The organism is uncultured Kocuria sp., assembly GCF_947500125.1.
GTDB lineage: Bacteria > Actinomycetota > Actinomycetes > Actinomycetales > Micrococcaceae > Kocuria.
Map to the genome: position 1 here is coordinate 23,961 of NZ_CANMRA010000006.1, position 21,874 is coordinate 45,834.

The 21,874-nt window shown below is 72.6% G+C and carries 17 protein-coding genes; 5 read left to right on the plus strand and 12 right to left on the minus strand.

Annotated elements, in window-relative coordinates:
- Positions 1 to 105: 105 nt before the first annotated feature.
- The gene (locus Q0817_RS05770) at positions 106 to 1,419 is read right to left on the minus strand and encodes an MFS transporter (RefSeq protein ID WP_366139859.1); all 1,314 of its coding nucleotides are present in this window, start codon (positions 1,417 to 1,419) and stop codon (positions 106 to 108) included.
- A 204-nt stretch (positions 1,420 to 1,623) separates the two neighbouring features.
- On the opposite strand from Q0817_RS05770, the gene Q0817_RS05775 reads away from it, so the two are divergent.
- The gene (locus Q0817_RS05775) at positions 1,624 to 2,673 is read left to right on the plus strand and encodes an ABC transporter ATP-binding protein (protein WP_298585206.1); all 1,050 of its coding nucleotides are present in this window, start codon (positions 1,624 to 1,626) and stop codon (positions 2,671 to 2,673) included.
- Positions 2,670 to 3,491 carry an ABC transporter permease gene (locus Q0817_RS05780; RefSeq protein ID WP_298585207.1) on the plus strand — a complete coding sequence of 274 codons (822 nt, stop codon included), beginning with the start codon at positions 2,670 to 2,672 and terminating at the stop codon, positions 3,489 to 3,491. The genes Q0817_RS05775 and Q0817_RS05780 overlap by 4 nt, the downstream gene beginning before the upstream one ends.
- Positions 3,492 to 3,500: 9 nt before the next feature.
- On the opposite strand, the gene Q0817_RS05785 is transcribed toward Q0817_RS05780, so the two are convergent.
- The 5 genes from Q0817_RS05785 to ugpC form a co-directional block, all read right to left on the minus strand.
- Positions 3,501 to 4,517, minus strand: a complete 1,017-nt coding sequence (locus Q0817_RS05785) for a magnesium and cobalt transport protein CorA (protein ID WP_298585208.1) — start codon at positions 4,515 to 4,517, stop codon at positions 3,501 to 3,503.
- A gap of 243 nt (positions 4,518 to 4,760) precedes the next feature.
- A complete protein-coding gene (locus tag Q0817_RS05790) occupies positions 4,761 to 5,792 on the minus strand; it encodes a sugar ABC transporter permease (protein ID WP_298585209.1) in 1,032 nt (343 codons plus the stop codon).
- 1 nt (position 5,793) lies between these two features.
- Positions 5,794 to 7,425 carry an ABC transporter permease subunit gene (locus tag Q0817_RS05795; protein WP_298585210.1) on the minus strand — a complete coding sequence of 544 codons (1,632 nt, stop codon included), beginning with the start codon at positions 7,423 to 7,425 and terminating at the stop codon, positions 5,794 to 5,796.
- On the minus strand, positions 7,422 to 8,654 hold the full coding sequence (locus Q0817_RS05800) for a maltose ABC transporter substrate-binding protein (protein WP_298585211.1): 1,233 nt from the start codon (positions 8,652 to 8,654) through the stop codon (positions 7,422 to 7,424). The genes Q0817_RS05795 and Q0817_RS05800 overlap by 4 nt, the downstream gene beginning before the upstream one ends.
- 57 nt (positions 8,655 to 8,711) lie before the next feature.
- Entirely contained in the window at positions 8,712 to 9,851 is a 1,140-nt protein-coding gene (ugpC, locus tag Q0817_RS05805) for an ABC transporter ATP-binding protein (RefSeq protein WP_298585212.1), read from the minus strand.
- A 240-nt stretch (positions 9,852 to 10,091) separates the two neighbouring features.
- Here ugpC and Q0817_RS05810 point away from each other — a divergent pair, with 240 nt between their 5' ends.
- From Q0817_RS05810 to Q0817_RS05820, 3 genes are all read left to right on the plus strand, one after another.
- Positions 10,092 to 11,819: an alpha-amylase family glycosyl hydrolase gene (locus Q0817_RS05810; RefSeq protein ID WP_298585213.1), complete on the plus strand. Its 1,728-nt coding sequence runs from the start codon at positions 10,092 to 10,094 to the stop codon at positions 11,817 to 11,819.
- Positions 11,816 to 12,829: a LacI family DNA-binding transcriptional regulator gene (locus tag Q0817_RS05815; protein ID WP_298585214.1), complete on the plus strand. Its 1,014-nt coding sequence runs from the start codon at positions 11,816 to 11,818 to the stop codon at positions 12,827 to 12,829. The genes Q0817_RS05810 and Q0817_RS05815 overlap by 4 nt, the downstream gene beginning before the upstream one ends.
- Positions 12,830 to 12,989: 160 nt before the next feature.
- Positions 12,990 to 14,816, plus strand: coding sequence for a glycoside hydrolase family 13 protein (locus Q0817_RS05820; protein WP_298585215.1), 1,827 nt, complete (start codon positions 12,990 to 12,992; stop codon positions 14,814 to 14,816).
- A 123-nt stretch (positions 14,817 to 14,939) separates the two neighbouring features.
- Here Q0817_RS05820 and Q0817_RS05825 read toward each other — a convergent pair whose 3' ends face one another.
- From Q0817_RS05825 to nagA, 6 genes are all read right to left on the minus strand, one after another.
- Positions 14,940 to 16,502, minus strand: coding sequence for a molybdopterin-dependent oxidoreductase (locus tag Q0817_RS05825; protein ID WP_298585216.1), 1,563 nt, complete (start codon positions 16,500 to 16,502; stop codon positions 14,940 to 14,942).
- A gap of 13 nt (positions 16,503 to 16,515) precedes the next feature.
- A complete protein-coding gene (locus Q0817_RS05830) occupies positions 16,516 to 17,544 on the minus strand; it encodes an ArsA family ATPase (protein ID WP_298585217.1) in 1,029 nt (342 codons plus the stop codon).
- Positions 17,535 to 17,810: a cory-CC-star protein gene (locus Q0817_RS05835; protein ID WP_298585218.1), complete on the minus strand. Its 276-nt coding sequence runs from the start codon at positions 17,808 to 17,810 to the stop codon at positions 17,535 to 17,537. The genes Q0817_RS05830 and Q0817_RS05835 overlap by 10 nt, the downstream gene beginning before the upstream one ends.
- Positions 17,811 to 17,814: 4 nt before the next feature.
- Positions 17,815 to 19,521 carry a carbon starvation protein A gene (locus Q0817_RS05840; RefSeq protein WP_298585219.1) on the minus strand — a complete coding sequence of 569 codons (1,707 nt, stop codon included), beginning with the start codon at positions 19,519 to 19,521 and terminating at the stop codon, positions 17,815 to 17,817.
- A 118-nt stretch (positions 19,522 to 19,639) separates the two neighbouring features.
- Entirely contained in the window at positions 19,640 to 20,422 is a 783-nt protein-coding gene (locus Q0817_RS05845) for a VOC family protein (protein ID WP_298585220.1), read from the minus strand.
- 192 nt (positions 20,423 to 20,614) lie between these two features.
- A complete protein-coding gene (gene nagA / locus Q0817_RS05850) occupies positions 20,615 to 21,844 on the minus strand; it encodes an N-acetylglucosamine-6-phosphate deacetylase (protein WP_298585221.1) in 1,230 nt (409 codons plus the stop codon).
- Positions 21,845 to 21,874 lie beyond the last annotated feature (30 nt).

Consider the following 21,874-nt stretch of genomic DNA (forward strand, 5'->3'; position numbering starts at 1 on the left):
CCAGCCCCCACGCCGGCGCCCCGGGCGCACCGGGAGTGGGGTCTCAGCACCCCCGGACGGACCGGGGATGGGGACTCGACGCCCCGGACTGGCCGGGGTCCGTGTTCACGGTGCCGGGCGCTCCCGCAGCACGCCCGCCATCAGGGCCGCGACGAGTGCGAAGACGGGGACCACGACCAGCGCCGCCCGAAGCCCCACGGCGTCGGAGAGCACCCCGATGGCCGGGGACAGGCCGAGGAAGCTGATCCGCATCAGCCAGCTGACCAGGGCCAGGCCCGTCCCGGCCCGCAGCCCGGGGATGTCGTCGGCGGCGTGGAAGGCCGCGGGCACGAGCGTGGCGCAGCCGAACCCGGCCAGCGCGAAGCCTGCGACGGCCGCGACCGGCACCGGGGCCAGGACCACCAGCAGCATCCCGGCGGCGCTCAGGGCGGCGCCGGCGCGGGCCACCGCGGCGCGCCCCCAGCGGTCGGTCATGGGGTCGCCGAGCATCCGGCCCACGAACTGCGCCGCCATGAGCGCCACGAGCCCGAGCCCCGCGGCGGCCAGCGGAGCGCCGAGCTCGGTGTTCAGGTACACCGCCGACCAGTTCTGCCCGGCGTCCTCGACCATGACCCCGGCCATCGCGATCACGGCCACCGGGAGGAGGCTGACGACGACGATGCGCCCCGCCGACCGCCGCCCCGTCCCGCCGCGCCCGGAGTCCGGGTCCGGCCGGGAGCCGGCGGTGCCGGGGTCCGTCGGTGTATCGTCCGTCGGCGTGGTGCCGTCCGGCAGCGGAGCGTCCGGGCCGACCGTGCGCAGCCCCCGGCCCTCCGCCGGGCTCAGCGCGGAGCGCAGCGCCACGAGGGCGACCGCGCTCCACACGAGCCCGCTCGCCGGCAGGTGCCATCCGAGGGGCACGCCGAGGGCGAGGGCCGCCGTGCCCATGAGTCCGCCGGCCACGGCGCCCAGGCTCCACAGGGCGTGCAGGGAGTTGATGACGGAGCGGCCGCGGGCGCGCTGGACCTCCATCCCCTGGGCGTTCTGGGCGGTGTCCACGTGGGCGTCCAGCGCGCCGCCCAGGAACATCGCCGCGAGGAACACCTCCACGCCCAGCACCGTGCCGGCACCCAGGCCGGCCCCGGCTCCGGCGGCCGCGAGGCACACGGAGAGCAGGACGGTGCCCAGCGCCGCCACCCGGCCGGAGCCGAAGCGGCGGATCGCCCGGGCGGGCAGGGCGCCCACGAGGATCGCCCCGAGCGGGAACGCCACGACCACCAGGCCGTAGAGGGTGTTGGAGAGCCCGAACGCCTCCTTGACCTCCGGCAGGCGCGGCAGCAGGTTGGCGTAGAGGGCGCCGTTGGTGAGGAAGAACGCGGACACCGCGATCCGGGCGCGCCGGACCCGCGCGGGGTCGAGGAGGGTGGTCTGGACGGTCACGCCCACGACTCTAGACCGTGGTTCCCGCGGTCTCCGCGCCCCTCTCCCCCGCTGGGTGGAGGGGCCGGCGGTGGCGGCGGGGAACCCGGGCACGGCCCCGTCCCCCCAGCAGTCGGGGCGTCCTCGGCGCCGGCGCCGACAGGTCCCGCCGTCCACGTCCCCCTGCGGTCACCGTGTCGCCCGGCTGCGCTCTACCGTTGACCCATGAGCACCCCACCCATCATCAGCGCCCGCGGGCTGAGCAAGAGCTTCCGCGGGCCCGGCGGCCGGACCGTCGAGGCGGTGGCCGACCTGACCATGGACGTGGCGCCGGGCACGCTGACCGCGTTCCTCGGACCCAACGGCGCGGGCAAGTCGACCTCGTTGCGCATGCTCACCACGCTGCTGCGGCCCACGGGCGGCACCGCCACCGTGTGCGGGTTCGACGTCGCCCGGCAGCCGGCCGAGGTGCGCGCCCGGATCGGCTACATCGGGCAGAAGAACGGGGCCGGGCAGTACCAGCGGGTCCGCGACGAGCTGCTCAGCCAGGGCGCGCTGTACGGGCTGGGCCGCGCGGAGACCCGGCGCCGCGTGGACGAGCTCGTGGAAGCCCTCGGTCTCGGCGACCTCGTCCGCCGGCCCACGATGAAGCTCTCCGGCGGTCAGCGCCGCCGCGTCGACATCGCCCTCGGGCTGATCCCCGGCCCCCAGCTGCTCTTCCTCGACGAGCCCACGACCGGGCTGGACCCGCAGTCCCGAGCGAACCTCTGGGAGCACATCCTCGAGCTGCGCCGGCGCTACGGGACCACGCTGTTCCTCACCACCCACTACCTCGACGAGGCCGACCAGTTCGCCGAGCGGGTCATGGTCGTGGACCGGGGACGGATCATCGCCGACGACACCGCGTCCCGGCTCAAGACCGACCTGGCCGGCGACCGGATCGTCCTCGCCCTGGATACCGACCCGGCTTCCGCCGTGGCGGCCGTCCGGCGCGCGGCCGCCGCCGCGGGGGCCGGCGGCGCCGAGCCGGAGGCGGCCCCCGCCGGGGAGGACGCCCACGTCGTCGTCGCGGTCGACCACGGCGAACGCGTGCTGCCCGCCCTGCTGCGCGAGCTCGAGCGGGACGGCCACACGGTGCGGACCGCCGAGCTCGACCGCCCGACCCTCGACGACGTCTTCCTCCGGCTCACCGGCCGGAGCCTGCGCGAGGAGCGCACGGACGCGGCCGAGACCGACCCGTCCGCCGAGGCCACGAGCGGGAGAGCAGCCCGATGACCACCGTTCCGACCGCCCGCGAGTCGCCCGACGGGAGCACCGGCGGCGCCGAGCGGGCCCGCCCGGCCGGGATCCTCCACGACTCCGTCAGTGTCTTCGTCCGCGAACTGCGGCCGGTGATCCGGGACCCCTTCAGTCTGGTGTTCTCGCTCATGCAGCCCCTGATGTTCCTCGCCTTCTTCGGCCCGCTCCTGGGCGGGATGACCGGGCTGCCCCTCGACCAGGCGTTCCAGTGGTTCGTGCCGGGCATCGTGGTGATGATCGCGCTGTTCGGCACCGCCATGACGGGGTCGAACCTGCTGTTCGAGATCCAGTCCGGGGCGCACGAGCGGATGCTCGTGGCGCCGGTGTCCCGCTCGGCGCTCATGGTGGGGCGCGCGTGCAAGGAGATGGTGCCGCTGGTCCTGCAGGCACTGGTGATCTCCGGGGTCGCCGCGTTCTTCGGCTTCCGCCCGTCCCTGGCCGGCATGGCAGTGGGCCTGGCGATCCTCGCGGTCTTCGGGGTGGGGCTGGGGGCGCTGAGCTACGCCCTGGCCATCGTCTCCCGGAACCGGGACTGGATGTTCTGGACCGTGCAGCAGGGGCTGCTGTTCCCGCTCATGCTGCTGTCCGGGATGCTCCTGCCGCTCGAGGCGGGTCCGCGGTGGATGCAGGTGCTCTCGCGGTTCAACCCGCTCACCTACATGGTCGACGCGGAGCGGGCCCTGTTCAACGGCCAGTTCGGCGACCCGGCCGTGGCGGCCGGCGCCGTCGCGGCGGTCGTGCTGGCCGCCCTGGGCCTGACCGTGGGGATCCGCGCGATGCGCAACAGCATCTGAGGGCTCCGCTCAGAGCCACCGCTTCCACTTGAACACCCCGTAGAGGGCCACCCCCATGCCCAGCATGGCCAGCAGCGCGAGCGGGTAGCCCAGCGGCCACGCGAGCTCGGGCATGTGCTCGAAGTTCATCCCGTACACCGTGCCCACCAGGGTCGGGGCGAAGAGGATCGCGGCCCAGGAGGAGATCCGCTTGACCTCCTCGCTCTGCGCCAGGGCCGACTCGGTGAGCCGCTGCATCTCGTCGTTCTGCCGCTGCCCCACCAGGGTCGCGTGCACGGTGAGGGCGTTCTGCAGGAGCACGCGGAACGCGTCGGCGCGCTCCCCCACCCGGATGGCGTGGTCCTGCACGTCCCGCAGCCGCTGCTGCAGCTCGAGGCCGAGCCCGTACTTCTCCGCCCCGAGCTGCAGGGCCTCCAGCATGGCCACCAGCGGGTGCACGGCGCGCTGGAACTCGATGACCTCCCGGGAGAGCTCGTAGACGCGGCGGGAGACGTCCCGGTCCGCCCCGAAGATCTCGTCCTCGATCTCGTCGATGTCGTTCTCCAGCCCCGCCACCACGGGGGCGTAGCCGTCGACCACCTCGTCGAGGATCCCGTACAGCACCGCCTGCGGGCCCGCGCCCAGCAGCTCCGGCGCGGCCTCCAGCCGGCGCCGGACCGCGGCCAGGTCGGGGGACTCGGCGTGGCGGACCGTCACCACGAAGTCGCGGCCCACGAACACGTGCAGCTCCCCGAACTCGACCTTCTCGACGTCGTCCAGGTAGCGGGCCGGGCGCAGCACCACGAAGAGGGTGTCCCCGAAGCGCTCCAGCTTGGCGCGCTGGTGGCCCTTCAGGGCGTCCTCCACCGCGAGTTCGTGCAGCCGGAACTCCGCCGCCACGGACTGCACCTCGGGCGGCTCGGGACGGTAGAGACCGATCCAGGCCATTCCGCCGCGCCCGCGCATCACCGCGTAGGTCTCGTCGAGGTCCTCCGGGGTCGACGCGCGCCGCCCCTCCACGTACACCACGTTGTCCACCAGGGTCATCGTGCACCGCCTCCCGTTCCGTCCGTCGCCCGTCCCGCCCCATCATGGCAGGCCCTGCTCCCCGCCCGGCCCCTTCCGGCGCACGCTCCCCTCCCGCGCGAGCTCCCGTCCTCGTGAACTCACCTCCCACGCGAACTCACCGGTTCCGCCCGAGACCGGAGCACTTGTGCTCCGGTCTCGGGCGGAACCGGTGAGTTCGGCGCAGACGATCAGACGGCGCAGGCGGGCGGCGCAGGCGGGCGGTCAGCCCTTCACGGCGCCGCCGGTGAGCCCGGAGACGATGAAGCGCTGGAGGAACAGGAACATCGCGACGACCGGGATGGCGGCCAGGATCGCCCCGGCGGTGAACACGCCCCAGTTCTCGCCGAACTGCACAGCGACGAACTGGTAGAGCCCCACGGCGAGCGTGTACTGCTCCGGGTCCTGGAGCACGATCTGGGCCAGCAGGAAGTCCGAGAAGGACGTGATGAAGGACAGCATCCCGACCACCACGAGGATCGGCGTGACCAGCGGCAGGATCATGGTCCAGTAGATCTGGGCGTGCGAGGCGCCGTCGATGCTCGCTGCCTCGTCGAGGTCCTTGGGGATGGTGTTGAAGAAGCCGTACATCAGGAACGTGTTGGCGCCCAGCGCCCCGCCCAGGTACACGGCCACCAGGCCGAGCCGGGAGTTCAGCCCCATGAACGGGTAGACCTCGGAGATCGCGAAGAGCAGCAGGAAGATCGCCACGAAGGCCAGCAGCTGCGGGAACATCTGGATCACGAGCAGGGCCAGCAGTCCGCCCTTGCGGGAGCGGAAGCGGAACCGGGAGAACGCGTAGGCGGCCGCCGCCCCCATGAGCACGGTGCCCACCGCCGTGGTGACGGACACGAACATGGAGTTCCCGAACCAGGTGAGGTACGGGTTCTGCGGGTCGGTCAGCAGGTTGGTGTAGTTGGCGCCCGTCACGTCCGAGAACAGCTGGTTGGACCCCAGGAGGGACCCGGAGGCCGAGAGGGACGCCGAGAGGGCGTAGACCAGCGGGAAGAGGGCGAAGACGCACGCCGCGATCGCGGCGAGGTGCTTCCATCCGCCGCGGGCGGAGCGACGACGCCTGCGGGGCCGGGGACTCCCGGTCGCGGCGCCCGGGGGCCGCAGCGTGTCGGTCGGCTGCAGGGTGTTCGACGTTCCGGCGGACGGTGCGCCCGCGGCGGCGGCCCAGGGGGCGCGGTCCGTGCCGCTGCTGCGGTCGTCGCCGGGGCGGTCGCCCGGCGTGGGTGTGGTGGGTGTGGACATGTCAGCTGATCTCCTCGAGAGCCTTGCTGCGGCGGAACGTCAGCGCGGAGATGACGGCCACCATGATGAAGATGAGGATGGACAGGGCGGAGGCCAGACCGTAGTCGTTGTTCCCGCCGGCGAACGCGATCTTGTAGACGAACGAGATGAGGATGTCCGTGCCGCCGACGCCGGTCGTGGACTCCAGGTCCTGGGGTCCGCCGCCGGTCAGCAGGTAGATCACGTTGAAGTTGTTGAAGTTCATCGCGAAGGACGCGATGAGCATCGGTCCCACCGCGACCAGCAGCATCGGCAGCGTGATCGCCCGGAACTGGCGCACCGGCCCGGCGCCGTCCATCTCCGCGGACTCGTAGAGCTCTCCCGGGATGGCCTGGAGGGCGCCGGTGGTCACGAGGAACATGTACGGGAAGCCGAGCCAGAGATTGACCAGCACAACGGAGAGCTTGGCCATCCAGGCGTTGTCGAGCCACGGCACCGCGGTGCCCCCCAGCAGGATCTCGTTGACGAAGCCGAAGTCCGTGTTGAGCAGGCCCGCCCAGATGAGGATGGACAGGAAGCCCGGGAACGCGTACGGCAGGAAGATGATGGCGCGGTAGAGGTTGCGGAACCTCAGCTTCTCGTCGTTGAACAGGATCGCCAGCAGCAGGCCCAGGAAGAAGGTCAGTGCCACGGAGAGGATCGCGAAGGCGAAGGTCCACAGGGTCACGGCGACGAACGGTCCGCCGAGGACCTCCGGGTCGAAGATCGCCCCGAAGTTGTCCAGGCCCACGAAGACCCGCCAGCCCGGTCGCAGGGCCTCGCCGTCGGGACCCACGAAGGCGCCCTCGCCGTTGTTCGCGTACACGGTGCCGTCGTCGGCGACCATGGCGTCGGCCGCCTCGTCGTGGACGAGCGTGGGCTCGTAGGCGTAGGCGGTCCGGCCGTCGTCGGTGCGCAGCACGCCCTCGGCCTCCTGCTCGCCCACGGGCACGCGGAGGTCGCTCAGCTCGCCGGCGACCGCCACGACGCCCCCGTAGTCGAGGACCTCGTAGCCGGGGGCCTCGGCGATCCGGCCATCGGCGGCGGTCGCGCCGTCCAGCGGGGTCAGCGGCTGGTCCGCCGTCCCCACGAGCACCTGGCCGTCGCGCACGGTGGCCAGGGCCAGCCCGTCCTCGCCCTCGAGCACCGTGACGGGGTACGCGTCGGTGCCCTCGATCCGCTGCTCGTAGGTGGTGGTGAGCTGCGTGATGGCCGCGTCCTTGGACGCGTTGTGGCCGTCGCCGTAGTTCGTGAACGCCGTGGCCGCCGTGTAGATCACCACGAAGATCTGGAAGACGAGCAGGAAGATCAGGCCGGGGAAGAGGTACTTGGCGGGCAGCAGCCTCCGGGTGGGCAGGAAGTAGACGAGATCGGCCACGACGAGGGCGAGCACGAGGAACGCCAGGATTCCCCAGCTGCCCGCCGCCCAGGCCGCCAGGATGCCGTAGAGGCCGAAGGCGTTGATGAGGGCCATCAGGATCAGCTTGACCACGAAGCCGAGACCGAACCCTCGGGAGTGCGATCGGCGAAGGTCGAGGGGCTCGCCGAGTCCGTCGCCGTCCCGCGTCTGTCCGGGGGCGGCGGTCCCACCCGGTGCGGTGGTGCTCGTGCTCATGAGATCTGTCCTTCGATGTTGTCGATCATGCGGTCCCACAGCTCCACGGGGTCCCCGCGGCCGTCCACGATGGCGTTCTCCGTGGTGCCCCAGAAGCTCCACACCGCGCCCATCTCGGGGATGGCCGGCATGGGCAGGCCGGTCTCGGCGATCTGCGCGTAGGCGGAGCGCAGCGGGTCTCCCTCCATCCGGTCGACCGCCACCGTGCTGGCCGGGGGCCGGCCCGTGCTCTCGTACAGGGCGGACTGGGTCTCGGGGCGGGTGAGGTAGTTGGCGGCGAAGTCCTGGGCCGCGACCGGGTTCTGCGCGTTGGCGTTGACGAAGAACGCCTGGACGCCCACGAACGGGCGGGCCTCCTCGTTCCCGGCCGGCGGCACGGGCAGGACGCTCACGTCCATGCCGGCGGCCTCGATGTCGGCCAGCTCCCACGGCCCGCCCAGGTGGAACGCGGACTGGCCGTTGAGGAAGGACTCCTTGGCGATGTCCGGGGTCATGGACGTGCGCAGGTCCGCGGTCCACCCGAGTTCGGCGAGATAGCGCGCGAACCGGTGACCCTCTTCGCCGCCCATCGTGAGGTTGCTCGTGTACTCGCCCTCCTCGGTGCGCTCGAACACCTCCGCTCCGAAGGAGGTCTGCAGGGCGTACAGGTGGTACGGGTCGCCGGTCTCCGGCGACTGGCTGACCGTGAACGGGTACTCGATGCCGCGCTCCTCCATGATCCGGTGCCCCTCGGCCCGCAGCTCGTCGAAGGTCGCCGGTTCGGCGGTGGTGAGCTCGTTGTTGCGCAGCAGGGCCACGTTCTCGATCGCGAATGGCACGCCGTAGCTCACGCCGTTGTAGACGACGGCCGCCCGGGCGTTCTCGGTGAAGTCCTCCGCCCGCTCCCCCAACTCGACGGGGACGACGACGCCGTTGGCGGCGAGCTGGCCGAGGTTGTCGTGCGGCGAGACGAGGATGTCCGGGGCCTGCCCCGTGGGGGACTGCGAGATGAAGTTGGAGAGCGTCTGCGCGTTGACCTCGCGCTGGACGAACTCCACCTCCACCCCGGTGTCGGCGGTGAAGTCCTCCGCGACCTCCTGCAGCACCGGGATCTCGCCGGTGCCGGCCTGGATCTTGATGCTGCCCGACCCGCCGGCCAGGCCGGCGACCCCGGCCGTGGGCGTCGACGAGCACCCGGCGAGCAGGAGCACGGCACCGACGGCGCAGGCCGCCCGGTGGATGTGTTTCATGGTGTCATTCCTCTGTGTTGTCCTCGGTCACGTGGGAGGTGCTGCGAGCCGGGCGGTTCAGTCGGGGAGGCGGTTGCCGGTGGCGGTGTCGAAGAGGTGGACGTGGGCCAGGTCCGGGGCGACCCAGATGGTGGTCCCGGCCCGCGGCGGGGTGCGGCCCTCGGCGCGGACGATGATCTCGTGGGCGCCGGCGACGTCCTCCTCCACGGTCCCGGTCGGGTCCACCGTCACGACCGTGTTCGCGGCGGTGACCGGGGCGAGGTGGCCGTAGACGAAGGCGTCGGCCCCGAGCTCCTCGACCACGTCGGCCTCGATCGGCAGCCCCTGGCCGTCAGCGGCCGGGTGCAGGTCCTCGGGCCGGATCCCGACGGTCACGTGGGTCCCGGTCAGTCCCTGCTGCTGCTCACGGGTGAGCTCCAGGGACATCGTGCCGAACGTGGCCGCCCCGTGCGTGACGGGCACCCGGAAGAGGTTCATCGCCGGGGACCCGATGAACCCGGCCACGAACTCGGTGGCGGGCCGGTCGTAAAGCGCCCGCGGGGTGTCGACCTGCATCAGCAGCCCGTCCTTGAGCACCGCGACCCTATCGCCCATGGTCATCGCCTCGACCTGGTCGTGGGTCACGTACACCGTGGTGACGCCGAGCCGGCGGGTCAGCGACGCGATCTGGGTGCGGGTCTGCACCCGCAGCTTGGCGTCCAGGTTGGACAGCGGCTCGTCCATCAGGAACACCTGCGGGGAGCGCACGATGGCCCGGCCCATGGCCACCCGCTGGCGCTGGCCACCGGAGAGGGCCTTGGGCTTGCGGTCGAGGTAGTCGGTGAGGTCCAGGATCTTCGCCGCCTCCTCCACCCTGCTCCGGCGTTCCTCGGCGGAGATCTTGGCGATCTTCAGGGCGAAGCCCATGTTCTCCGACACGGTCATGTGCGGGTAGAGGGCGTAGTTCTGGAAAACCATCGCGATGTCGCGGTCCCGGGAGGGGACGTCGGTGACGTCGCGGTCCCCGATGTAGATGTTGCCCCCGGTGACCTCTTCGAGGCCGGCGAGCATCCGCAGAGTGGTGGACTTCCCGCACCCGGAGGGTCCCACGAGGACGAGGAACTCCCCGTCGGCGATGTCCAGGTTCAGGTCGGTGACGGAGGGGCGCTCGGCCCCGGGGTACTGGCAGGTCACGTCGGCGTAGCGCACGGAGGACATGGTGGGTGGTTCCTTTCAGGATCCCGCGGACGTCCCCGCGCCGGCGGAGCTCGGAGAGGGAGGACGCGGCAGGAGCTCGGGACGGTCCGGCCGGGAGGGCTGCCCACCCGAAGGTGAGTTGGCTCACTACTGTAAGCGCTACCACAATGGGTGTCCAGACCCCTGGCGAAGTTCAGTTCTGCGGTCAAAGGAATGTGATAGCGCTTCCAGTTCGCCGTGATCGGCCGTACGATGGAGCGCATGTCGACGACCTACGGTGCGCTGCAGTCACTGCGCCTCACTCCCGTCCACGACCGCGACCAGGAACCGAAGTGGTGGCGGTCCTCGGTGATCTACCAGGTGTATCCCCGCTCGTTCCGGGACCTCGACGGGGACGGCGTCGGCGACCTCGCCGGCATCACCGCCGAGCTGGGACAGCTGGCGGAGCTGGAGATAGACGCGCTCTGGCTCTCCCCCTTCTATCCGTCCCCGCAGCTCGACGGCGGCTACGACGTGAGCGACTACTGCGACGTCGACCCCGCCCTCGGCACCCTGGCGGACTTCGACGCGCTCGTGGCGGCCGCGGAGGCGCTGTCCGTGCGGGTGATCATCGACCTGGTGCCCAACCACTGCTCGCAGGAGCACGCCCTGTTCCGGCAGGCCCTCGCGGCGGGTCCCGGCGCCCCGGCGCGCGAGCTGTTCGTCTTCCGGGACGGCCGGGGCCAGTCCGGGCAGCTTCCCCCCAACAACTGGCAGTCCCACTTCGGCGGCCCGGCCTGGACCCGGGTGACCGAGCCCGACGGTCAGCCCGGCCAGTGGTACCTGCACCTTTTCGACTCCTCGCAGCCCGACTTCAACTGGGACCACGAGCTCGTCCGGCAGGAGTTCGATCGGGTGCTGCGCTTCTGGCTGGACCGCGGCGTCGCCGGCTTCCGGGTGGACGTGGCGCACGCCCTCGTCAAGGCGGAGGGCCTCCCCGACTGGGACGGACGGGCCGACGGGGGCAGCATCCCCGGCTATCCCTTCACGGACGCCCCGATGTTCGGGCAGCCGCAGATCCACGACATCTTCCGCCGCTGGCGCGAGGTCCTCGCGGAGTACCCCGGCGAGCGGATCCTCTGCGCCGAGGCGAGCGTGGACCCGCTCGACCGCCTGGCCGACTGGGTGCGCCCCGACCAGATGCACCAGACCTTCAACTTCTCCTACCTGGCGGCCCCCTGGGACGCGACGGAGCTGCGCCGGATCATCACCTCCTCCCTCGAGGCGTTCGACGCGGTCGGGGCCCCCACCACGTGGGTGCTGTCCAACCACGACGTCGTGCGGCACACGACCCGCCTCGCGCTGACCGCGGACTCCCCGCGCCCGGGCGACGGCCGCGGGCCCGAGGACGAGCAGCCGGACCACGTGCTGGGCACGCGGCGGGCGCGCGCCGCGTCCCTGCTCATGCTCGGCCTGCCGGGCGGCGTGTACCTGTACCAGGGGGAGGAGCTGGGACTGCCCGACCACACGACCCTCCCCCACGACGTCCGCCAGGACCCGACCTACCACCGCACCGGCGGGGACCGGCTCGGCCGCGACGGCTGCCGGGTGCCGCTGCCCTGGACCAGCACCGGGGCGTCCCTGGGCTACAGCGCCACGGGCGAGGCCTGGCTCCCGCAGCCCCCGGGCTGGGCGGAGCTCTCGCGCGAGGCGCAGCGCCACGACCCGGCGTCCACGCTGTCCCTCTACCGCTCCGCGCTGGCGCTGCGGCGGGAGCACGGGCTCGGATCGGGGTCCCTCGCCTGGGCGGAGGACCTCACGGGCCCGGACTGTCTCGGGCTCGTGAACAACGGCGTCCTGGTGCTGCTGAACACGGGGGCCGCCCCGGTCGAGCTGCCGGACCTGCCGATCCTGCTCCGCAGCGGGCCCCGGACGTCCACGCCGCATATCCTGAACCCGGAGGAGTGCATATGGCTGCGAACGGAGGACCCCGGGGTGACACAGAGGTGAATCCACCCCGGCTCCAGGACGTCGCCGCGCGGGCGGGCGTGTCCACCGCGACCGTCTCCCGGGCGCTCAGCGGCAAGGGGCACGTGTCGCCCCGCGCCCGGGCCCGGGTCCGGCAGGCCGCGCAGGAGCTGGGGTTCGTCGTGTCCTACCACGCCTCGAGCCTGGCGAGCGGCCGGAGCCGCAACATCGGGGTGGTCCTCCCCCACGTCGACCGGTGGTACTTCTCCACCGTCCTCGAGGGAGTGGCCGGCGCGCTCATGGAGGCCGGGTACGACCTGACCCTCTACAACTTCGAGGGGGACCGCTACCGGGAGACCGTGCTGACCGACTTCCTGCTGCGCAAGCGGCTGGACGCGGCCGTGGCGGTCTCCCTGCACCTGGACCCGGCGGAGACGGAGCAGCTGTTCTCCGCCGGCATCCCCCTCGTCGGGGTCGGGGGCCCGCTGGTGGGCGCGCCCACCATCAGCATCGACGACCTCGACGTCGGGCGCCGCGCGACACAGCACCTGATCGGGCTGGGCCACCGTCGGATCGCGCATCTCGGCGGGGCCGAGGAGGGCAGGCGCTACTTCCCCATGTCCAGCAACCGCCGGGACGGCTGGGAACAGGCGATGGCGGACGCCGGGCTGCCCGTACAGCCCGCGTGGTCGCTCATCGCGGACTACACGTTCACCGACGCGTACCAGCAGGCCAAGAACCTCCTGGCGGACCCCGCCGACCGTCCGACCGCCCTCTTCGCCTCGTCCGACGAGATGGCGGCCGGAACGATCCTGGCGGCGCGGGACCTCGGCCTCACCGTGCCCGGGGACCTGTCCGTCATCGGCGTCGACGCCCATCCCATCGGGGAGGCCTTCGGTCTGACGACCCTGGACCAGCACGCGCGGCAGCAGGGCACCCGCGCTGTCGAGCGGCTCCTCGAGCACCTGGCCGGAGGCTCCGGCGAGCCGTCGAACGAGCTCTTCCCGGCCCACTTCGTCGTCCGCTCCTCCACCGGCCCGGTCCCGGCCTGAGCTGCTCCGGCGGCCGTCACGGCCGCCCGTTCCCCGGCCCGGCGCCGGCCGCTGCGCCCCGTCCACCGCCCCCACCCCTCACACCTCGAGACCCCAGGAGAGTGCACGGATGACCACCGGACGGCCGACCACCAGGACGAGGACCGACTGCGGAAGAGCCATGACGAGCCGGCTCTGGGACCAGCCCCATCACGACGGGTCGGCGATGTACGTGTCGAACCCCTTTCCGGAGCTGGGCGAGACCGTCACGATGTTCCTGCGCGTCCCCCGGGCCAGCGGAGTCACCCAGGCCCTCCTGCGGGTGTGCATCGACGGGGAACAGGCCCTGATCGGGACAAGAACGGACCGCCAGGACGACCACGAGTTCTGGTTGCGGGCAGACGTCCGGGTGGAGAACCCGGTGGTGAACTACCGCTGGCTGCTCGACGGGGGCCCTGGCGCCTACCAGTGGCTCAACGGAACAGGTCTGCACACCCGTGACGTCACCGATGCTTCCGACTTCCGCATCACCACACACGCCCCGCCCCCAGGGTGGGCCGGTGACGCGGTCCTGTACCAGATCTTTCCCGACCGGTTCGCGAAGTCCACCGACCGGCCGGCGCCCGAGTGGGCTGTCGCCGAGGAGTGGGACAGCGAGGTCATCGGCCGCGGGCCGGAGACGCCCTACCAGTACTACGGCGGAGACCTCGACGGGATCGTCGCCCATCTGGACCACATCGCCTCGCTCGGTGCGAACACGATCTATCTCACTCCCACGTTCCCTGCGCGGTCCAACCACCGCTATGACGCGTCCAGCTTCGACCACGTGGATCCGCTGCTCGGCGGGGACGCCGCCCTGAGCCGCCTGTCGGACGCCGTGCACGCCCGGAGCATGCATCTGCTCGGGGACCTCACGACGAACCACTGCGGCGATGCCCACGAATGGTTCAGAACCGCGGTCGAGGACCCGCACAGCCCGGAAGCCGGCTTCTTCCTCTTCACCGAACATCCCGACGAGTACGTGTGCTGGTTCGGGCACACGTCGCTTCCCAAGTTCGACCACAGCAACCCCGAACTGCGGCGACGCCTCTACGAGGGCCCGGACTCCGTGGTGGCCCGCTGGCTGGGACCGCACGCCCTGGACGGATGGCGCATCGACGTCGCCAACATGACGGGACGGCACGGCGCCACCGACCTCAATCACCCGGTCTCGACCACGCTGCGCAGGACGATGGCCGAGGCCGATCCGGAGTCCCTGCTGCTGGCCGAGCACAGCCATGACGCATCCCAGGACCTGCAGGTCGATGGCTGGCACGGCGTCATGAACTACGCCGGATTCACCCGCCCCGTGTGGCAGTGGTTGAAGCCGGCCTCCCCCGTGTCGTTCGAGCCGGGACCTTTCACGGCCGTTCCGCGACTTCCGGGAGCGGACGTGGTCGGCTCGATGCGGGATTTCGCGGCTGCCGCCCCGTGGCGGGCCACCGCACACGCCCTCAACCTGGTCGGCTCCCACGACACCATGCGGATCAGCACCATGCTCGGCGACCGGCGGCTGGTGACCGTGGCGTTCGGCCTGCTGGCCACCATGCCCGGCATCCCCATGCTCTGGGCAGGGGACGAGATCGGCCAGGAGGGCGTGAACGGTGAGGACGGTCGCCGCCCCTTCCCCTGGGGCGACACCAGCGGATGGGACCACGAGCGGCTCGCCACCACACGAGCTCTTCTCGGCGCACGCCACCGGTCCGTGGCCCTCCGCCACGGTGGGCTGCGATGGCTCACCGTCGGGGAGGACGCCTTCACCTTTCTGCGGGAGTCCCCCGGTGAGACCGTGCTCGTCCACGCCGCACGCGCCGGCCACGCCCCTGTCCGGTTGCCCGCACGGACCGTCGGCACCCACCTCACCGGCCTCGCCGGCACCCCGGACCTGCACGCGGACACCGATGCCATGATCACCCTGCCCGGCGCTGGACCGGCGTTCTCCGTGTGGCTCTGCGCCCCGCTCGACTGATCCCCACGGTCCCCGGCCCGCGCCGGGGGCGGGACGTGCCTCCGGCGCGGGGCGCCCCCGCGGCTTCGATCGGGCGGGTCCATCGGCCCGCAGAGGCGCGGCACCGCGGTGGCACGCCACGGATCAGGCCACGGTGAACGTCCGCTCGTGCCACCCGGAGGCGCCGTTCGGGGCGGGCGGCGCCTGCTCGGCGGTCTGGACGGTCCCGTCCCGGTCGACGGCCCGCACCCGCGCGGTGTGCTGACCGCTGGACAGCTCCGGGCGCAGCACCCACTGCCGCCACGTGTCGTCGGAGGGCACCTCGCCCAGGTCGGCCTCCTGCCACGGACCCCCGTCCACGCTGACCTGCACCGCCGCGATCCCGGTGTCCTGGGCCCACGCGGTGCCCGCGAGCACGACCGCCCCGGCGTCCACGCGGCCCCCGGCGCGCGGGACCTCGATCCGGGACGCGGTCTTGATCGGCCCGAGCGCCGACCACCCGCGCGGGGTCCAGTAGCCCTCGTCGCGGTCGAACCGGGTGACCTCCAGGTCCACCAGCCACTTGGTGGCGGAGACGTAGCCGTAGAGCCCGGACACCACCATGCGCACCGGATAGCCGTGCTCGAACGGCAGCGGCTCCCCGTTCATGGTCACCGCCACCAGGGAGTCGCGGCCCGGGTCCAGCAGCGCGTCGAGGGGGGTGCCGGCGGTGAACCCGTCCTCGGAGGTCGAGAGCACCATGTCCGCGTCCGCCTGCACCCCGGCCTCGGCGAGCAGCTCCCGGACGGGCACCCCCGTCCACACCGCGTTGCCCACGAGGTCCCCGCCCACGGTGTTGGACACGCAGGCCAGCGTCACCACGTGCTCGGCGAGCGGGCGCGCGACGAGCTCCTCGAAGCCGAGCTCGATCTCGCGGTCCACCATGCCGTGGATCCGCAGCCGCCAGTCCGCGACGTCGATGCGGGGGACGCTCAGCGCCGTGTCGATGCGGTAGAAGTCGTCGGCGGGCGTGAGCCAGGGCTCCACGCCCTCGATGCCGAGATCGGCGCCCGCGGGGATCGGGTCGCGCACCGCGGGCGGGGGGATCCGGAGCAGGTCGCGCGCCGCGGGGACCCGCGCGGCCGCGGCGGAGGCCCAGCGTCCCGCGACGCCGGCGGCGGCGCCCAGCACGGCGACGGCCGCGGAGGCCCGGACGAAGCCGCGGCGGTCGAGCTCCGGCGCGGACCGCGGGGAGGGACCGGTCCGGCGGGTGAGCACCGTCAGGAACAGCGCCCCGGCCGCCGTGCCGACGACGACGGGGACCGTGTCCGCCACGGTCGGCCCCGCCCGCGTGAGCACCGCCAGCAGCCCGAGGAGCCCCAGCACGCCGAGCAGCACCGTGCCCATCGGAGGGTTGGCGCGCTGCGCCGCCCCGATGCCCGCACCGACCGCCACGAGCCCGGCGGCCATGACGAGCAGGAGCACCAGCTTGTCCGCGGTGCCGAAGAGGGCGATCGCCGCGTCCTTGACCGGGGCGGGGACGGCGTCCACGATCACCCCGCCCACCGCCGTGAGGGGCGCGCCGACCGGCCCGGTCACCCAGGCCAGCAGCTCGGCCAGGCCCACGGCGAGAGCGGTCGCGGCGACGCCCGCGAGGATCCAGGGGCCGAGGTCGGCGGGGGCCCGTCGTCGTCGCCCGGTGTCCGGACGGTCCGCGGTGGAGGTCATGCGCGTCAGCGTGTCACGTGGCCCTGAGATCCGCCTGGGCGAGCGCGTCCCCGAACCGCTCGAGCGCCTCCTGCCCCACGACGTCCCCCGGCAGCAGCGGGACCTGCAGCAGCGGGACGTCCGGGAGGGCGCCGCGCAGGGTGGCGACGTGCACCTCCTCCAGCGCGCGGCGCTCGGCGAGGAAGTCCCCGGCGTCCGCCGGGGAGCGCTTGTTGATCACGAGGGCCCCCACGTGCACGCCGGCGCGGACCAGCTGCTCGTGCAGCTCGACGGTCTCGAGCACGGGCAGCCGTTCGGCCGCGAGGACGATGACGAAGCTGCAGCGCTCGGCGTCCACCAGCACCTCGCGCAGCGCCTCGAAGCGCTCGCGGCGGCGCAGCAGGATCCGCCGGATCTCGAGGTCCCGCTCCTCGCGGGGGTCCCGGGGCCGGCCGGTGCCCACGATGCTCTCGCTCGCGGCGTCCCGGTCCTCGAGGCCCCGCAGGGCGGCGCCGAACTTCTCCGCCCTGCCGCGGCGGCGCAGCAGCCCCTCCGTCCAGGCGGACATGATCTCGGGCAGGGCCATGAGCCGGGCGGTGTGCCCGGACGGCGCGGTGTCGAAGACGATGAGGTCGTAGTCGTCCAGGCCCGTGTCCACGAGCTCGGCGATGCGCTCCAGCACCGCCGACTCGTGGGTGCCCGGCGAGTCGCGGGCGAGCTCCATGTGCTTGTCGACCTCGGCGGCGAGGTGCTCGGGCATGAGCCGGCGGATCGTGGCGCCCACGGCGGCGAGGTGGGCGTCGGTCGTGGCGACCGGGTCCACCTCGATGCCGTCGAGGAGACCGGGTCCGCCCAGGTCGCGGGCGAGCGGGGTGATCCGGTCCCCCACCGGGCGCTCCCACAGGTGCCCGAGGTTGTGGGCGGGGTCGGTGGAGACGACCAGCACCCGGCGGCCGGCGCGGGCCTGGGCGAGGGCGGTGGCGGAGGCGACGGCGGTCTTGCCGACGCCGCCCTTGCCGCCGACGAACAGGACCCGGCGGGCGGCGGCGAGCTCTAGCAGCATGAGATGTGCTCCAGGGGGGAGCGCTCCATGCCCATCCGCCGGTGCCAGTCGTGGAACCGGTCGTAGACCACGGGCAGCAGCTCCACGGTGTAGTAGCTGGCGGGGTTGGGCACCCCCAGGGCCTCGGAGAGGACCAGCATCATGAACAGGTCCTCCTCGTCGCGCTGGGCGCGGGCGAAGGTGCGCCGGTAGGGCGCCACGTAGAACTCGTGCAGGCCCGCGCCGAGGCGGGCCTGCACGGTGCGCAACCGGCTCAGGACGCTCACGGGATCACAGCCCGCGGACCTCCCCGGCCGAGGTGCTCACGGGCTCCTCGTCGAGCTCGGGCGGGTTCTTCTTCGCGTGCGACATCGCGATCGCGGACTCGAAGATCACCCACACCGCGGCGATGAGGATGATGACGTCGAGCACGAGCAGCAGCCAGTTCTCTGCGGCGAAGAACTGCCCCATCTGGACGATGAGGGCGTAAACCGACATCACCAGCAGGAACACGAGCGGGACCAGCACGGGCAGCACGGGGCGGCCCTTGCGGAGCAGGATCACCGCGATCATCGACAGGGTGAGGCCGGCCAGCAGCTGGTTGGTGGTGCCGAACAGCGGCCAGATCAGCATGCCGCCCGAGCCGTCCGCGCCGGCGCCGAAGGTGAGTCCCATGGCCACGGCGAGGACGATGACGGTGGCCAGCGCCTTGTTGAGGCTGAACCCCATGATGTGCGCCGCCTCCTGCACCACGAACCGCTGCAGGCGGATGCCGGTGTCCATGGTGGTGGCCGCGAACAGGACGGCCATGGTGGCCAGGATGGTCGCGCTGAGCCCGGCGGGGATGCCCAGGCCCTGGTTGACGATGGCGCCGCCGCCCTGGACGAACGCGGCCACGCCGCCCTGGCCGAACGCGGTGTAGACGGCCTCCCAGTCGGCGATGGTCCGGAACCCGGCGGTGGTCGCGATGATCGCACCCAGCGCGAGGAGCCCCTCGCCGACCGCGCCGAAGTAGCCGACGAAGCGGGCGTCCGGCTCCTTGTCCAGCTGCTTGGAGGAGGTGCCCGAGGCCACGATCCCGTGGAACCCGGAGATCGCGCCGCAGGCGATGGTCACGAACAGCAGCGGCACCAGACTGGGCGTGCCCTCGGGCACGGAGTTGTTGAACGCCGGCGCCACGACGGTCGGAGCGGAGATCAGGACCGCGCCGTAGAGGATGCCCAGGGCGATGAACAGCTGGAGACCGTTGATGTAGTCGCGGGGCTGCAGCAGCATCCACACGGGCAGCACCGAGGCCACGCCGGCGTAGAGGAACAGGACCACGATCCAGAACGCGCCGGCCGACAGACCGAGGATCGTCTCCGGGAGCACCACCGGGAACCGGTCGCCGATGAGGATCAGGGAGTAGAGGGCCACGACGCCGACGACGGACACCAGCGCAAGGTTCCACTTGAACCGGTAGATGGCCTGGCCGATCAGCAGTGCGACGACGATGGCGCCCCACGTGGGGATCACCGCCGTGGGCGTGCCGACCAGCAGCCCGGAGATGACCACGGCGAACGCGGCGTTGACCATGAGCAGCACGAGGAAGATCACGACCAGGAACAGGTTGCGGCCGCGGTGGCCGATGTACTGCCCGGACAGGGACCCGATGGACTTGCCCTTGTGCCGGTTGGAGGCCCACAGGGCGCCGAGGTCGTGGATGCCGGCGAAGAAGACGGTGCCGATGGTCACCCACAGGAAGGCGGGCACCCAGCCCCAGATGACCGCGATCGCGGGCCCCACGATGGGCGCCGCGCCGGCCACGGAGGTGAAGTGGTGGCCCCACAGCACGTACTTGTTGGTGGGCACGTAGTCCACACCGTCCCCCAGCTCGTGGGCGGGGGTGACGAAGGAGTCCTGGAGCTTGTAGATCCGGCGGGCCAGGAACCTCGAGTACAGGACGTACCCGAGGATCATCATGGCAACGCCAACCACGGCGAGGACGATGGAGTTCATGTCGCTCCGATCTCTGGGGAAGTGGCGGTGGTGTTCGCTGGGTCACCATGCTACCGCCGGGTGAGCCCTGTCACGGCCCGCCTCCCTGCTCCGGTTCGCGCCGCCGGGAGAGGGCGGGCTACATGCCCGCGGGCGTCATGATCGCGAAGGACTCCCGGTCCGGACCGGCCACGACCGCCAGCCGCCCGTACTCGAAGTCGAAAGGGTCCTCCATGACCGACCCGCCGGCGTCGCGCACGCGCTGGACGGCGGCGTCGACGTCGTCGACCTGGAAGCAGACCGACCAGATCGCCGGTGCGTTCTCCGCCCCGGGGTCGGTCCCGCCGATGCCGCCGGCCGGGCGCCCTCCGTGCGGCACCGTGAACGTGGCGTAGGGGACGCCCTCCTCGCCGATGTCCTCGTAGTGGTAGCCGAAGACCTGGGCGTAGAAGTCCCGGGCGGCGTGGTGGTCGGGGGTCGTGAGGTCGCACCACGCCACGCTCCCCGGCACGTCGACCGCCGCGAACCCGATGTGCTCCCCGGCCTGCCACATCCCGAAGGACGCCCCGGTGGGGTCCTGCCAGACGCCCATCCAGCCGAACCGGCCCACCTCCACGGGCTCCATCAGCTGCGTGCCGCCGGCGGCGAGGACCCGCTCGGAGCAGAGGTCGATCCGGGCCGTGGCCAGGTACACCTGCCACACGTGCGGGACGCCCGTCAGGTCCGGGGCCGCCGGGGAGAGCCCCGCGACGGGTGCGCCGTCGACCAGGGCGTTGCGGTAGCCGCCGCGCTCGGGGTCCGGGGCGCTGTACTCCCACCCGAGCACCCGGTGGTAGAACTCCTGCGTGCGGCCGGGATCGGACGCGGTCAGATCGGCCCAGCAGGGCGTTCCGGCGGGCCACGCTTCGTTGCGCTGTGTCATGACGGGCTCCTTCCGACACGGCCAGGGTACGCCGCGCCCCCACGAGCCACAGGACCGGCCCGGGGGATCGTTACCCACCTGCGCCCGCTTCCTCCCCGTTTCCGTTGCTTCCCCTGCGCGAGGTCGCGGCTGCCGGCCACAGCCAGCGGCGGCGTGGCCGTCGTCCGCGACCTCGGCACGGCCGGGGCGGCGTCAGCGGGGCGGGGCCCCGGAGACCCACTCGCCCCGCCGCATCACGGCGTCCAGTTCGAGGCTCTCCCCCACGACGAGGAGGTCCGCGAGCGCCCCCGTCGTCAGGCTCCCGGCCTCCCCGGTCAGGCCGAGGACACGGGCCGGGACCACGGTGGCCGAGCGCAGCGCGTCCCCGAGAGGGACGCCCGCCGCGACCGTCCGGCGCAGCACCTCCAGCATCGTGGCCGTGCCGCCGGCGATCGATCCGTTGGAGACCAGCGAGGCCACGCCGTCCTGCACCCGCACCTGCGCCGCGCCCAGTGCGTAGGTGCCGTCCGAGAGCCCGGTCGCGGCCATTCCGTCGGTGACCAGCGCGATGTTGTCCGCCCCCGCCAGCTCGAAGGCCCAGGCCACGATGCAGGGATCCAGGTGGGTGCCGTCCGCGATGAGCTCGACGACGGCTCGGCCCTGCGCCGCGGCGCGCAGGCAGGCCGGCACCGGCCCGGGCGACCGGTGGTGGATGGCGGGCATGGCGTTGAACAGGTGGGTCACTGTGGGCGACCGGGGCACGCCGTCCACCGCGGCGTCGCGGAGCAGCGCCTGCAGCCGGCGCAGCGCGGTGTCGACCGTCGTGGTGTCCGCGTCGGTGTGCCCCAGCGAGGGGACCACGCCGTGGGCGACGAGCAGTTCGGCCAGCTCCTGCGAGCCGGGCAGCTCCGGCGCGAAGGTCATGGTCCGGAGCGTCCCCGCCGCGGCCTCGATGAGCTCGGACGCCAGCCCGAGGTCCGGGTCCCGCATCCATGCGGGATCCTGGGCCCCGCACCGGGCCGTGGACAGGAACGGGCCCTCGAGGTGGATCCCGGCGACCAGACCCTCCTCGGTGAGCGCCGCCAGGAGCGGCTCGGCGGCCAGCAGGTCCTCCCGCGAGGCGGTGACCAGGCTGGCCACGAGCGTCGTCGTGCCCTGACGGTGGAAGGCGGCGAGGGTGGCGCGGACCGGCCCCTCCTCCGAGGAGGAGAAGTCCGCGCCGAAGCCACCGTGGCAGTGCACGTCCACGAGCCCCGGCAGGACCATCTGCCCGGGGGCCAGGACGTGGTGCTCCCCCGGGTCGCCGCCGCGATAGCCGGACCGCGGTCCGGCGTGGAGGACGCGATCGCCCTCGACGACCACCAGACCGTCCCGGTGCTCGGCGTACCCGGTGTGCACGCGGCCGGAGAGGACCGTCCTGCGCGGGGAGTCCTCGGAGACCACGGGCCTCACCTCCTTCTGGTCGTGCGGGGC